The following is a 14,920-nucleotide window of genomic DNA, read 5'->3' as shown; positions in this document are numbered from 1 at the left end:
TCTTGAGCAAAGATAACTAGCAGCTTTCGGTTCTAATGAAGACGATCTGCTACCGCCCCCCCCACAAGGGAGGAGATTTTTTTTATCAACGCTTCAATTGTCTGAGAGAGCAACTTGTATTCCTCTGTAACTTGCTCCTGGCTTTTATTGGCAAGGAAAAATAGTTTGCTCGCAGCATCATAAACCGCAACAACTAGGGGCTCATCCGTAGAGAGGCCATTCGCTCTGACCCAACGATCAATCGCTCCGCCGGATAAACCGAATAGCTGTTCAACCCATGACTTACTATTCACCACATAAAGAATAGTTCGCTGTGCCTCTATCCGATTATTGAACTCAGTCATTTCTATGCTGACTCCATATTTCACACATCCAATCAGGAATCACTTTCAGCTCAGCAACTGCACGAACTGCCTCATCACCTAATATCGCTCTCCCAAGGCCCCGCGTCGATAAAATGCGTGCGCGCACGAGCGTAGAAAATACCGTAGCATTGATGCCTAGCACGCAATCAATGAGAAGAGGAGATCTCCTAGAGAACACTGGCTTCCCGATAGCAAGAGAGTGGCAAGTAGCAAAATTTCTTATCGCAAGAAATATACAAGACAGGTGAAAAACACAACTACGTTCCGAAACCTTCAAAGCTTGATATGAATCTTCAAATAGGCGCTGAAATTTTTGGAGATCTAAAGCTACAGACCTGTAGGGCTCAGGCTCACCCAAGCTTGCGATGAAGTCTGATCCGTCAGGAGAAAATATCATCTTCGATTCGATATGAAGATGCCAAGCAAAAGGATTCCCTTTCTCCCACAAACTTTTGAGGTTTGCATATTGGTAGACGGAGTACTTTTCCCGGTCTATTTCAGTAGCTGGCCCACTTACACAGGCTAGGAGATCCACATCAGACCCTAGATCGATTTCCCCCCTACAGATTGATCCAAAAGCGTAAATATGCATCTTAGCGCCGTCCGAATCTTTTAACCAGAATTGCAGTAAGGAATGCAAGCCCAACCAACCGAGTTGCGACAATCCCTGAAGAATACCAAAGTGGGTAGTGAACGGGTGTTAGCACCCCAAAAAATACCGCCGGTGAGGTATATAAGCTTGACACATAGGAACTTATATCCCAAGGATGTCCGTACTGATAAGTATCATTAAAAGCGATCAACACATGAACCGCAAAAATAGCCCTGAGCAATTTCCATATACTCTCACCATTACCCCAAACCACGTCAAGAGCACGAAACTCAAGCCATTTAAAAAATTGGGGCAAACGCTTCCAACCGGAATACTTTCGCTGATAATAGTCTTCCTTTGAAGACCAAGATTTTTTCAAGTATCTCGATGTAGCTTCTAACTCTTGAGAAATTGCCCGATTTACTGCCTTTGCGTCACCAATTTGTTGAAAGTTCATACGCAACGACCGTGCGAAGCGCATTTTAAGATTTTCTTCTCGTGGAGCTTCACGTTCAAGAATATCATCGTCAATCTGACAACGCTCGAAGATAGCGTATTTGAAATCACAACCCGAAAATGAGGACTGATGAAAATTACAGGCGATAAATCTACATCCTGTAAAATCGCAGGTATCGAAAACGCAATTGTTAAAATAGCAAGCATCAAACACACTATGCTGAAAGTTTACTTTCCGTATAGTTTGTTTTCTTCCATTCAATCGGACATAAACCTTGAAAGCGTATTCCGTTTTTTCATTCTCAATTTTTTCGCTAACGTAAAGGTCGGTTACGACCTGACGATTTCCGGGTTTCAGAGCGCTGCGGAGTTTCGTCTCCACGACGTTATCTATCTCGCCCGCGAGAACAGAATCTGGGCTATTTCGCGAGGGGGATTCGTCCTTCATTTAGCTAACTCTGTCCTGTTTATTCAGTACCCGTAGCATTCTGACCGATATCCTTGACATCTCAAAGTGCTATCACTCCAAAATATCAGCTCTCATGGACAAGATTGTATACGGTGACGTCCGGCCGTCCGCTTGGGCTTAAATGTGACCTATGAATGCTAAATGGCCACACCCCGCCCTCCCCCGCAAACACCTCAAATCGCGGGTGCTAGGCTCCGAATAGCTTTTTACGCTGATCCGTCCTTTCTCCGCGTAGCTTTTGATATGCGGATCGCCTTTTCCCCGCCTCTCCAACCAGCTGCAATGTCAAAGCGATATCACTTAGCAGTTCTTTCCGCGTAGGGAGAGGCAACTGGCGTTCGCCAGGGGTGTCGTGCGCTTCGGTCGCCTCACATGCCCTACCGTAGATGTCCAATAATTGCTCCCATTCTACCGAAGGGTGCCCAATAACTGCACCGAACGCCTCTACGCTCACAATATCGCTGAAAGGTTGAACCGTATTGTTCATGAACACCTCTCGAATTGCGCGTTCGATGGTGCCCCTAAGACTTGAGTAGCCCGCTGCAATTTCTCGTTCGAGATCATCATTCGGGTAGCTATCGTCAAAGGCATTTAAAGCGGTTGTTCGGTCTCGTAGATCAGTCAATCGAGCTTTGGTATCCATTGCGGCCCAGGTCAAGCCTTCGCTTACCAGCCCTGGCGATTCGTCCCAGCCAATGGTCTTGTAGCTTGCCGAGCGATCAGAGCGCTGGAGAGCCATAGCAAGCTCAGTCAAGAACACAGCATCATGTGTGAACACTAGAACCTGACGAGTTTCAGAAAGCACAACCAACCGCCGCGCAATAGCGCGCCGATATGAGTGGTCCAGCGAGGTCGATGGATCATCGAATATTACGGTGGATGTATGGGGCAAGGATTCGAGTTCAGCGAGGAACATGGCCATACCTAACGCCCGCTGCTCCCCTTCGGATAGAACCCTTGATGCTTTGGTTGTGATGTCTTTTAGACGCAGCGTAACTTTAGTCACGCCAAGCTCAGTACGCCCGCTCAGATCAGGTTGCACTCTGCGCTTGTACCCTAGCGCTTTCAGTTCAGCATTCATTGTCATTGCTAAGGCTTCGGTTACATGCGCACCGGCCAGTTGGGTTAGCTTGCGAGATACGGTGGCTGGATTCAGAGCGCTGTGGCAGCGACTCAAGGTGGCGTTCGTCTGGCTATCCTGAATAAAGCGTTCCACTGTGGCGAATTGATCTGACAGCCGCTGCCGAGACTCTAACTCTGCAAGTTCTTTGGTTAAAGCGAGACGAACTTCGGGGTCAGCAGACGCGCGTAGAGTTGCAGCATCCGCACGTAGCGACGCCGCCTTGAGTGCTAACTCAGCAGTCAGATTTATCTCTTGAGGGACTGGTTCAGCGTCAGTAGGTAACCCCCCGTCTTGCAGCGCCTTGCTCACCCAAGAGTGCCTAACGCTCCAGACAGAAGTTGCGGCAGTAAGAGCACTGTGCAAATCCGGAAGCCGCTCTGCGAGTTCCGATAGCGTAGGCGCGTCCATGATAGTGAGATTCACTGCGTTCACTTTCCGCAACGCAGCTAGACGTGCATCGTTAGCGGTCTGCGCATCAGCAGTTGCGCTATCTGAAACGAATTCTGCGAAACGGCGCATACGCTCCACTGCATCTTCCGAGTAAGGCTGCTGACAAAGCACACATTGGGAGCCCGGCTCCAAGTGAGGAAAATGAAGTCTAGGGTATGCCGACTGCTTAGAAAATGATTCGGCGGCGCGGTACAGCGTCTGCCAAAGCACATCTCCAGTGCCTGGTAGGAGTGGTGCAGAATACGAATCAGACGTTGGAATATCGGTGATTTCTGATGTGACGGGCCCACGGAGGCGGGCTTGAGCTAACTGCATCGCGATATGAGATGCTTTCTCGGTAGCAATGAGTTCCTTCACCCGCCCAACTGCTCGGTCGCTAACCCAAGGCTGGACCTGCTCGACCCGAGCTTGAGCCTGATCCAGTCGTGTTGCTAAACGTTCAAAGGCTGCTATTTGGGGGCTGGAATCAGTTTCCAATAAATTTTGCTTCAGAAATTGAAGCCTTTGAAGCTCAGCCTCGCTAAGCGTTCCCAAGCGAGCTAGGTCTTCATAACTTGAATCAGCACTGAGCGTATTGATGTAACGACCTACCGCAGTATTTCCTTTCAGAGATTCAAACTGCTTGGCATTCAGCACCAAAGCATTGCGCTCACCTCCGATTCGAGCCTGCAAGTCACGCTGAAGTAGCACCAGACGGGTGAGCTGGGTCAGCCCGTATGGTTGAAATGCCGGGATGCCTTCAGCATCAATGTAGTCGGAGGCACAGGCGACGTCATACACCGAAACCGAACTCAGATGTGGATGCGCTGGTTCGCTCTGAACCCATCGAGCCGTGGCCGCAACACCATCCACCAAAATAGAAAACTCCCCAGATGGCGCCCGACCCGAACTTACTGTGTTGAAGGCGTTGGGCAATACGTCAACACGATGCCGAGCTTTGCATGCGTTTTTGAAGACGCGGGCATAACCAGACTTACCTGCCCCGTTGCTGCCGAATAATACGGTCATACCTTCCGGAACGAGATTCAGGCTGCGGCCCGAAGGGAAACCATTGACCTGATCTAACCCAGATACGCCAACCAGTCGCACAGTGGCACCGCTACCGGCTCCTGGTACGTCTGTTAGCGAAAAAAGCGTTGCACCCAGTGAGGCCGGGCCAAGCCTTTCTTCGTCACGGACCAACTGCAAAACAGCGTCGATGTCATCTTGAGATAGGTCTGGCTGGGCAAAAATGCGACGCAACGCATCCTGCTGCCACGTCTTTAGCCCTTGAGCCCATGTAATGATTTCCTCCAGCAACGACATAGCATTCTCCTTTGCACGAGCCTCCAATTAGAGGTTGCCAGGATGCGAATGGCAAGTGGCCATTCATGAGAAAGGATCGGGTATTGCTATTGCTCCAATTCGGCCAACAAGGCTAAGCACGATAATTGACAAACCACTCGTAACAAAACACTCGTGAAGTGGCCCAGGGAAATTACGATTCAAAGAAAAATCTCGAATAGCTTCAAGATGCCTGCGAATTTGGGCGGGTAACTGACTGTATTTGCAGGAGAATGTCTTCTTTACATTTAGAGCGTGCATACCGTCCTTACTGCCAACCGACTTCGACCATTAGGTGCTTTATAAACGAAAAGATGTGTCGATGAATCCTGCTACACCAAGCTGCCGCTCAATGTCTCGAAGCGTTAGAGGCAACGGATCTTCGGGCTGCATGAAATGCCTTGCCAAGATAACTGGCACAGCTTCGTGCACCTCAAGTCGCTCACAAATCCGGGCCAAAACGGTAAGCGATGGCGCTCGTTTACCGCACTCCAGGTCGCTCAGATACTGGGTAGACACAGTCCCCAAAAAATCCTTCTGCGTAAGCCCCTTTTGACGACGTAAAGCCTGCACAGCAAGGCCTATAGCCTCGTTGAAATTCATGGATTTTTGCCTAGCTTTAAAGCTGGCATTTGACGCAGGGATCAAGTATTTTTGGAATCAACGATAGGCGATGTTAAGATATGTCTAGACTATCAATCTCAGGTTAGAAACCTGGAAACAAGCGCCTCACGAGGGTCAGAGCCAACATACCGAAGCGCTTCGACGCATGCATTCACCTATGCAATCCTCACCGAAGAGAATGACAAGAATGAGCGACTCAATCGACGAGGCAATATTAAGACTGAAAGGTGATGCCAGTGAGGTGATATTCACGGGCTACGTTACAAACGCTTATGTCGAGCATTCGTCATCATTAATCGGTGAAGTCTGGCGCCACGCAGGTGCGGACGAATTGGGGAAATTTGCCGATGGCCATTGCATCGAAACCTCAGCCATAGCCCAGATCCATACGCGGGGTGAGAGCCTGTGGGTCATCACCGAAAGCGGAAGTACTTACGGAATCCTTTCGTTTACCCCCTTGGGCTGGACGTATTTCAGCCACTTCTATGTGACACATAGTCGTCTTGATTCAGTAGCTGCGTGCATCCCAAGCTTTTATATGCCCTCACCAGCCGCAAGCCATGTTGGTTTAGGACGAGCTTTTTTGAAGAGAGCAAAAACGGTACCGAAAGAAAATTTCCCTCAGCCCACAACACGCGCTATTCGTGGACCAGAACCGGATCTGGATTACATACGACGGATGAGTGTCCATGCTCAGGATACTTTGGAGACGCTAAAGCGCAACGGAGTGAAAACAACAGATTATGAGAAGTGAGCTACCTCCCGCGACTATCGCATCTTCAGGCACCTCAAGCACCGAGGGTGCTTTAGCGGAGCCTACGAAGGCTGCCTTCAGCTCAGAACTTCAACGACTATATCCTGAGGCGTTTCAGCGCACCGACTCTAGCCAAATAAAATTTCGCTGCGGTGAAGGGTGGCTGGCTATTATCAGAACGCTCTGCTCACTTTTAGCAGAAGCTAATCGCCATGAGGCTGAGCAACCAACGTATCTCACTGACGCCAGGGAGAAATTAGGGACTTTACGAATCCTGGTATCCGGTCGCTCACGGGTCGCCCATGAATGGATCAGATTTGCAGCGCAGCACTCCGCTAATGTCTGTGAAATTTGCGGGTGTAGCGCTCGATTAATCTACACAGACGGCTGGCAGCGGGTACGGTGCGATGCTCACACCTCTTCGCCCGTTCCTGACTTGATCGATTGACTAAGAAGCTGTCATTCGTCTTACAAGGGTTAATCATGGAAAAGCAGATCAACATCGTAATGGCTAATCATCCAGAGGTTATTTCTTTGGTCAGAATCTTTCTAGAGGACGAGAAGCTTTCCAAGCAGAACGCAGTGCCGCTGTATATTCTCAAAGCCTGCGTATCCTCACCCAGGCTTTTCGATGTCTATCTGCGAGACTTTCCTGACAGTTCCTTTTTGAAGGTGGGCGATAGCTATTTGGACAGCAGAACTATGCTGGCCGACCTTCCCCAAAAGACATATGGGATATCACTAACAGAATGGAATCTTATTAAAGGTCGTTATCGGAATGCCGAAAATTTTATGCCAAATGACAGTTCTATATCACGAGTCCAGATTTGGCCGTTCGACCCTAGGAGTCTATCCCCCGAACAATTGAAGTTGGCAGTAGCGGTGAGCTACAGCGATTTAGAAATGTATCGCGAGCCGAGATTGTCTGGAGCACTACGTGACTTACTTGTCGATTACAACATCGAACCTTACTCTGAACCCCCGACTTACGGGTAGGTGAGATAGAAAATTCTTAAATTAGCAATGTGCAAAAAATGCACATTGCTACACACCAGATCGACTCCTGAGTAGTTAGTTGCTGCTCGGAATAGTCAATACCAACCACAAGATAATCACGCCTTTTAGTCCTTGGCCGTTCCAACTGGCTCTTCGCTGCATCGCTGCGCAGCGGTAAACGGGCAGCGGCGATCATGAGCCTGATCCAGTCGGCACGCATGAATGGGCATGATCCGTACGCGGATCTCAAGGATGTGCTGATGTGGTTGCCGACGCAGAAGGCCAGCGAGATCGAGCAGTTGCTGCCGTATCAGTGGATGGCTGACTGACCTGCGCAAGGTCTATTCCCCGTGCGCTTACGGTAACGTGATCGTGACGACTGTTTGCAGCAACGCTGGGACGCAAAAGGTCGCAGATATGAACATGTGCAGGGAAACGACTGAGTTGCTGCTGTGCTCCAGTTCCGCGCCCGGGTACTCTCTGGGGACATTGAGCGAAGCATAAACCTAAGTGGCGCATGCTGCTTCACCAAGACACGCCAGAACAATGATTTCAGCCTAAGGGCTATATGCCACTGCACGTACCCGGTGTGTAGATATATCGGAAACACCAGGTGGAACGGGCTTTTACAGTGGTTGTGCCGTGCCCAGTATGATAAGCAGTTAAGGAAGACCCATGAGTGCCGAACAAGACAATCCTCGTAAACAATTCAAAGATGCACTAGACAAGCTTGATCTCAAAAGAGCGACCGAAGCGCTGAAAAACCTCGATTCAGATGACGTCACAGCAGTCTTCGCTAGCAAGATGACACAGCCAGGTGGCTTCCAGATGCGGGCGGATCGCAAGAAGCGAAACCAGTTCTATTCCTCGCTTCTGAGCGACACTGCCATGGATCGGCACCCTGAAGCACAATCGTACGCTCAAGACCTCAACGAAAAAATACAGATCATCGAGCAGTGCTTCGACCAGATACGCGCGAATCTACCTCTCTGTGACATCTCCAGTTATCCGGCGGATATCCAGTTCTGGAGCCACATCGAACGCGCAGTTGGGGAGCTTAAAGAGCTGAACGCTCTGAGCAAAAAAGCGATGGGAGCTTTGGAGGCCAAGGCCCGAGCCGGACTGCCCTTTGTTATGCCCGAAGCGATCATGGTCAAGACGCCAGAGGGTATGGAGGTTAATGTTGATGCGGCCTACTCAAACGCTGCCACTACGCTCAGCTTGACCCTGAAAATGATGGCCTTTGAGCACAAACTGTTGATCAATGGCAAGCTCGCTGCCCCGACGAAAGTGCAGACCACCGATGAGCATCAGTATAAAGCGGGAAGCATCCAGCTTTTTGCGGTGTCTTGGAATGCCTTGGAGGACATCGGCAATAGGACACTTTTCTTTGCGGGACAAATCGGTGATATGAAAACCTTGGGCATCCCGCGTACCAAGCTGGATGAGGCCTTTTATAAAAAGTTTCCAGACCCCATTTTCTTTCACCGCACGCCTTCCGAAGATGAGGTGTATGATTTCTTGGCAAACCGGCGCCAGCATTCCTGGGCTGTCCAAAACTCTCATAACCTTCTGCAAGGTAAAACCCTGCGAAAGGCTGTCATGGCCAAGGGGGCGAAAGTACCGGATCTTTCGGGGGCACCTTTCGTATCCGAGGATGAGGGCGTCACTCTAACGACGCTGTCGGAGATACTGTCGTTCGATGTTTTCTCTGACCAAGATCGCCATCATGGCCTTACTTTGCGTGAGTGGGTACGTGGGTACTGCGCGTTGAAACTCATGGCCAAAGCCAAGGAAAAAACATCGGGTTCCAGTCTGGTCACCTTTGATAAAGCAGAGCTGGAACAAGGTCTGGTTGATTACCGGATTCCCCAATCAGTCGTTGCCACTTTGACTGACCACCTGACCTTTGGCACTGACAGCCGTGACCTGTATGACTCACCACTGATTCGATCGCAGGATGACAAATACTCTCTTCTGGCCGAAATCCTTGTCAGCTGCAATGTACCCAACGTCCTGTTCTCTAGGCTGGGCTCACTTCAAACTCAAGTAGACAAGAAAGGCAAAGGCTTTGAGGACAAGGTTGTGTCGTTCCTCCAGAATCTAGGCTACCCATGCAAACCCGCTAAATTCAACCTCGACGGTGCTCAGTATGAGTACGATGCGCTGTTTATGATGGATGACAAATTGTTTTTGGTTGAGTGCAAAAACAATCTGTTATCAGGAAATCATGCAGTCCCGGCCCTGCGATACAGCAAATTCATCACCGACACCGTCAAGCAGGTGAAGCGATTGGAGCAAGGTTTGCGAGCACGTCCAGAGGTTGTAGAGTCACTGTTCGGCAAAAAGCTTGAAGACCTCACTCTGGTGCCGATGATTTTGAACTCGCTCCCCTACTCTAGGGCGCCGATTGACGGTGTTCACATTTCCGATTACTCGGCGCTCAGCAAATTCTTGACCGAAAGTACCATCTCCGAATCTCATCAAAAAAATGGCAAGAAAATGATCAGGAAGGTCATTCATCGACTGTGGTCAGGCGAGCGTCCCACCGCTCAAGAGTTGCTTGACTATCTGGCTTTGCCACCCCAATTGAAGTTCATCATCGACCACTTAAATTATCAAATTTTCCCAAGGCCGATGTCCGAGAGTACGATTTTTTTCTCTCGCATATTGGAGGTAGATGAAACTGCAATGCAGCAGGCGAAACAAGACGCTCCTCACGTCAAGTGAGCCAAGAATGGTGGATGCTAGCACGCTCTGGCTCCACCAGTATCCGGCTCAAAAACCATCTCACCCCAGCCATGTGCCCCCCCCGGAAAGTCAGCTCTCGAAATGCGACATGATCGGAGGCTGGGAGTGAAAAGTCTCTAGGCGTCCGGAGCACCAAAGCCTCTTAAGCGCCTGGTGAACCCACCTACCGAACTCCAGCATTAAGGGCGATGTTGTCCGCCTATTTTTTAGCGGACGCGATCACCCTTATCGCCAGGATTCACATGTGCTTTGAATTCCACGGCTAGTGATCTCCTGATGGACTGTACAGTATGTTTAGACTAATAGTCGCTTTTGGCCGATTTCCGCCTGTCGTGACGGGCAGTAATCGACCCTCATAGATGCCTTCCAAAGCAGACGTTGTAGCACTTCTATTAGGGAAGAAACAATTCTGGCCTGGCTAGACAGAGGGTAGCTAGAGATGCACAGTGCTATCACCCTGACAAATGGAACTTGAGCATGCACGTCGCCACCACGATAGCCAAAAACGGGTTTTTCTTCCTTCCGCAATCCCCCGAAAAACGTTACCCAGGCACGCTTACCATCTCAGACGGTGGTCGGATTGAACTAGAGATAACTGCGGACGAGCCTGCTTTCACCTCACACGATGAGATGATGATAGGGCGGCTGATCGGTCAGGTCGAAGGCGGCTATGTGACACTGGAAGGTTGCGAATATCGGACGATGAATCTCTCGCTCGCTGGCATGACCGGGAAGTCGCTCATCACAGCACGATTGGTTTTTGTCGGGTTGGGGCTACCAGAGCCGGCCAAGTTCACATCCCTCAGATTTTGCATAGATGGCCTCAGCGAATGGCTAGGTAGATCTGCATTCAAAGTCGGAATCGGCCAAAGCTTTGAAGACTGGACCGTGACAATGAAACGACCTGAGCCAGTACAGTGCACGTTACCAGATGACACCACGCTAGAGATCGACATCGAGGTAAAGCTGCCTGGCGCTATTAGGTATCCGACCTTGGAACTCTATCAGCAGGCATTCATTCAGATAACCCCCACCGAACCTCAACTTTTCGAGTTTTACCAAAAGCTTTCGCATCGTATTACTCGATTCTTCTCCTTTGCAATTGGCCGTCCGGTAGCGATTCATTCTTTGAAGGCGGAGATAGATGACCCTGAAATTAGCGACGTGCATAAATGGGTGGAGCTTTATTTTCAAAGCCTGAACAATTCGGCTAAACAGTCGCTAGGTTCGAGGGATATGTTACTTGGATACTCCAGTATTGCGCTCCGTTTCGGAGATCTACTGTCGACTTGGTTGAACGAATACGAAAATTTAATGCCAGCTCTTCACCATTATTTTTCCGTCCAGGATGAAAGCCTTGCCTATCTAGACACCAAATTCATTGCCATGGCGCAGGCGCTCGAAGCATTCCACCGCCGGACGTCTGAGTCCGGAAGATGGCCGAAAGACGAATACAAAGCCAAAGTTGCCGCAATCATTGAAGGATGCCCCGAAAAGGACCGCCAATGGTTACAGCAGAAGCTCAACTTCGGCAACGAAATAACCTTGGCTGAAAGGCTACACCAACTGATCGACCGCTTTGCAGGCGTGTTTGGTGGAGAGACGCCCATAAATTTAATTGTCCAGGGTACTGTGAGAACCCGAAACTACCATGCCCACTACGATCCACAGGGTGCAGCTAAGGCGCTAAAAGGCGGAGCACTTATCTCATTAACTTTCCGCTTACGAGTTTTGTTCGCTCTATGCTTGTTAATCCGTCTTGGATTAACGGAGGAGGAAGCTATAGACCTAGCTCGCTCTGCCCCCCTACAGCGGCTGCTACGCAATGCCAATTACATTGAGCAAAACGGAGGTTAGATGGTAATCCGCTTCTAGGTTTTCATCTTCGTCAAGCGTCAAAGCCAGTTGGCTATGACCGTTCGATACAGTGATGTAGGAGCTGCTGGGCTGCCGCTTATGACCAGCATATCGCTCGATAGCTGCCGCTCACGGGCAGCCGCTTTCGGCACAGAGTGTGTAAAAACGCTTCGTCAAAATTGAAGTGTGCGCGTCTACGTTAAATCTGAAATTTATCGGCACGTCAGCAGATGTGGATTTCGCTCAGATGCGCAATTTTTAGTCCGGTTTTGAGTACCTGTCGCGTTCGAAAACGTTTTTACACAGCCTCGGCCGAGAGCGGCCTTAAGATTCCGTGTCGGCATCGCGGATCGGCTTTAGCACTATCACACCACCAACCAATTCGATATTAAGCAAGTCACCAAGACCGAGGTTCAGTGCTGTAAGGACATTAGGAGGAAGATCTATGATGATGTCCCCGCTGCCATCGCCAGGATCTTGGCATTTTACAATCGTCCGAAATGACTCGTTCATCGTACGCTTGGCCCACTTTTGTCCTATACAGTGAACCGATATCCTACGCAGATGCACGCACAACGGACAGCTTCTGGCCCAGAGTGTGTAAAAAAGTATTCGATCAGCAGCATCGTAAGGCGCTGGGTCAAACCACGTTCTGTGTAGATGCCCGACAGACCGGAAACCATCGAATGATGGGATCGTCTAAAACCAGTGCTCGTTCATTTTCGAAAGAAACTCTGGGTTAACCGGCGCGCTGGATGCTGAGCCGATGACCGAGTCAATCCCACACTTCGGACACAAAGCGGTGGTATCCAGATCGACCCACTCTGTGATTTTTGCGGACGAAAACACACTTAAGCAGTAAAAACAGCCACAACGATCACTTGCTTCAATTTGGGCTCGGTGATTTTTACAAAGTTGGTGCGCTGAAATTAGATCCATGGGTAAGCCCTTCAAATCCAAATTCAATAGCATATCGTGCTTACGTCAGAGTACGTGAAGACCCGGCTAGACGGCAGTAAATTCAAGGCCGTCAACAACCGCGACCGCAATTTCACCAGCGCCAAGCTGAAGCGGCGGATGGAAGAAATTGAATCGAGTATCAATCGGTACCTGACTGCGCTCGACGAAGCCGATCGGCAAGAACCCTCGATTGCTCAGCCCAAGGCTACTCGTCTGCAAGAGAAAATCAACAAGCTCAAAGCTCAGATGAAAGAGTTACGGGTCATTGAAACTCAGCTCAACGAATAGTCGGATAAACAGGTCTCACTGACCGATCCAGACGCCCGCTCCATGATGACTCGCGGCACGGGCATCGTCGGTTACAACGTGCAGACAGCGGTCGATACCCAGCACCATTTGATCGTTGCGCATGAGGTGACCAACGTCGGTTCCAACCGCGATCAACTCAGCTCGATGGCCAAGCAGGCCCGCGAGGCGATGGCGTCAGAAACGCTGCCGGTAGTGGCTGACCGAGGTTACTTCAAAAGCGAAGAAATCCTGGCTTGTCACGATGCAGGCATCACTGCCTATGTGCCCAAGCCGATGACCTCTGGAGCCAAGGCAGACGGGCGCTTTAATAACGATGCATTCATCTATGACGCGGCAAAAAACGAATACATTTGCCCGGCTGGAGAAACACTGATCTGGCGCTATACCAACGTTGAAAAAGGCCTGACGTTGCACCGTTATCACTATCCTTGGCCCAATGCAGGCAGCGCCTCTATTGCAATAGGCAGAGCAACAACCTTTGTCGGGGAAATTGCCGGTGCTCCGGTTAAAGTCTTATTCTGAAATTCATGGGCAACGAGCAGATATTTCGCACTCAACATCTTGCTCAGCGGCCTGATATGCTTGGATCTAGGTCAACGAAACACTTGGCCAAAATCCAGGACGATCTCGCCTAGCCTCCCGCTTATGCGGATGGATGCATCGCTACCCAATCTCTCTTCCGAGCAGCCGAATATGTCAAACACTCGCGACGATTTCACGAGCCGCACCAAGAGTGACTTGGCGTTGCGTGCGAGCTATTTCTGCTCCAACTGCAAATGCTCGACGGTTGGACCGAGCGATGAGGCTTCTGACGCGGTGACGATGATCGGAATTGCCGCACACATTTCTGCCGCTTCGGCTGGTCGTGGTGCGCGCCGCTACGACCCCAGTCTGACGCCTTCAGAGCGTTCGCACATCGATAACGGGATTTGGTTGTGCGGAACGTGCAGTATTCTCATTGATCGAGATGAACAGCGCTTTTCGGTTAAAGCCCTCTTGGACCTCAAGAAGCAGCACGAGGCATCCAGGCGCATCCACAGAAATGGTGGCGCCGATGCAGAGAACATAATTGCTGTTGGCCCGTTCCTAATAGCCTTGGGCTCAGTCATACGATCCGACGCAGGAGGAATACGGGTCAGAATTTCCCATTTTTTACAGGGGACTATCCGGGATCTGTGGTCTTTGACCCAAGACTTTAGGAAATGGCCCAGAGAACGTCGTTACGTGCTCCTGAATGAGCTTGGTTATGGAGGACTGTTGGCTGAAGCACCGAGTATTGAGCGAACCAATCAAGGGTACGAGGTTCACTTCATCCTTGAAGCTGAAGTGCCACGTAGGGATGCTAGCAAAATCAAAACACTGTGCGCAGACACATTGAAAAGGCTTGAAGGGCTTGAAGCTATAATCCCGATTTGTCAGGCCACATTGGGCATGGCATGCGGGACGTGGTTCGCCGATCTTGATCAAGGTAGTGATGTATCTGACCTCTACTGGCGCTATCTAGGTTCGCCATGGTTCGCAGGTCTTGTCACCATGGAAATGATCCGCCTTTCGTCCATCCCATCAAAGCCACTTCATGGCTCCGACGCCACGACGCCCATGGCCTGCGTTAATCGAATCAATCGCGTCGAAATCCCCTCATTCGAACTCACCGATCATCGCTTACCTATTTCTGTGGATATCGAGCTAGAGGGAATTGGTAATTGGAACGGGACATTACTGGTATTCATCTCCAGTTCGGATGAGCTGCTCGCAGCCAGGGCCAACGCCGAAAGAGCGGGCAGCCGAATGGCACCCACCCAACATCGCAACGTCACACCCCTAAAAATCACAGATGAAAAACTCATAGCCCGGCTCAAAAACTGGACGTAAACATCACGCACAATCGAGC

Annotated in this window: 11 protein-coding genes and 2 pseudogenes; 7 read left to right on the top strand and 6 right to left on the bottom strand. The window is 50.2% G+C overall.

Annotated features, from left to right (window positions below):
• Positions 1-32: 32 nt before the first annotated feature.
• From ACZRMO_RS22595 to ACZRMO_RS22575, 5 genes are all read right to left on the bottom strand, one after another.
• A complete protein-coding gene (locus ACZRMO_RS22595; protein WP_463888341.1) occupies positions 33-344 on the bottom strand; it encodes a hypothetical protein in 312 nt (103 codons plus the stop codon).
• Positions 337-957: a nucleotidyltransferase domain-containing protein gene (locus tag ACZRMO_RS22590; RefSeq protein ID WP_463888343.1), complete on the bottom strand. Its 621-nt coding sequence runs from the start codon at positions 955-957 to the stop codon at positions 337-339. The genes ACZRMO_RS22595 and ACZRMO_RS22590 overlap by 8 nt, the downstream gene beginning before the upstream one ends.
• A gap of 1 nt (position 958) precedes the next feature.
• Positions 959-1,861, bottom strand: coding sequence for a pentapeptide repeat-containing protein (locus tag ACZRMO_RS22585; RefSeq protein WP_463888346.1), 903 nt, complete (start codon positions 1,859-1,861; stop codon positions 959-961).
• 208 nt (positions 1,862-2,069) lie between these two features.
• The gene (locus ACZRMO_RS22580) at positions 2,070-4,760 is read right to left on the bottom strand and encodes an AAA family ATPase (RefSeq protein ID WP_463888349.1); all 2,691 of its coding nucleotides are present in this window, start codon (positions 4,758-4,760) and stop codon (positions 2,070-2,072) included.
• Between the two features lie 318 nt (positions 4,761-5,078).
• On the bottom strand, positions 5,079-5,381 hold the full coding sequence (locus ACZRMO_RS22575) for a helix-turn-helix domain-containing protein (protein WP_463888352.1): 303 nt from the start codon (positions 5,379-5,381) through the stop codon (positions 5,079-5,081).
• A 208-nt stretch (positions 5,382-5,589) separates the two neighbouring features.
• Here ACZRMO_RS22575 and ACZRMO_RS22570 point away from each other — a divergent pair, with 208 nt between their 5' ends.
• The 5 genes and pseudogenes from ACZRMO_RS22570 (at position 5,590) to ACZRMO_RS22550 (ending at position 11,760) form a co-directional block, all read left to right on the top strand.
• Complete coding sequence (locus ACZRMO_RS22570) at positions 5,590-6,156, top strand: hypothetical protein (RefSeq protein WP_463888355.1); 567 nt, start codon at positions 5,590-5,592, stop codon at positions 6,154-6,156.
• Positions 6,157-6,639: 483 nt separating this feature from the next.
• Positions 6,640-7,152, top strand: a complete 513-nt coding sequence (locus tag ACZRMO_RS22565) for a hypothetical protein (RefSeq protein WP_463888357.1) — start codon at positions 6,640-6,642, stop codon at positions 7,150-7,152.
• 131 nt (positions 7,153-7,283) lie between these two features.
• Positions 7,284-7,481 (top strand): annotated as a pseudogene (locus ACZRMO_RS22560) (transposase domain-containing protein); the annotation flags it as partial.
• A gap of 346 nt (positions 7,482-7,827) precedes the next feature.
• Entirely contained in the window at positions 7,828-9,882 is a 2,055-nt protein-coding gene (locus ACZRMO_RS22555) for a hypothetical protein (RefSeq protein ID WP_463974234.1), read from the top strand.
• Between the two features lie 498 nt (positions 9,883-10,380).
• A complete protein-coding gene (locus ACZRMO_RS22550) occupies positions 10,381-11,760 on the top strand; it encodes an ApeA N-terminal domain 1-containing protein (protein ID WP_463888362.1) in 1,380 nt (459 codons plus the stop codon).
• A gap of 324 nt (positions 11,761-12,084) precedes the next feature.
• On the opposite strand, the gene ACZRMO_RS22545 is transcribed toward ACZRMO_RS22550, so the two are convergent.
• Entirely contained in the window at positions 12,085-12,273 is a 189-nt protein-coding gene (locus tag ACZRMO_RS22545; protein WP_235992777.1) for an AbrB/MazE/SpoVT family DNA-binding domain-containing protein, read from the bottom strand.
• A 492-nt stretch (positions 12,274-12,765) separates the two neighbouring features.
• Between ACZRMO_RS22545 and ACZRMO_RS22540 the strand changes: the two are divergent.
• A pseudogene (locus tag ACZRMO_RS22540) lies at positions 12,766-13,449 on the top strand (transposase); the annotation flags it as partial.
• A gap of 231 nt (positions 13,450-13,680) precedes the next feature.
• Positions 13,681-14,901, top strand: coding sequence for a hypothetical protein (locus ACZRMO_RS22535; protein ID WP_463974233.1), 1,221 nt, complete (start codon positions 13,681-13,683; stop codon positions 14,899-14,901).
• The last annotated feature ends 19 nt before the right edge of the window (positions 14,902-14,920 follow it).

The sequence above is a fragment of the Pseudomonas sp. B611 genome, from assembly GCF_055407965.1.
Note: the sequence above shows the minus strand (reverse complement) of the source record. Positions and strands in the feature narration are given on the sequence as shown.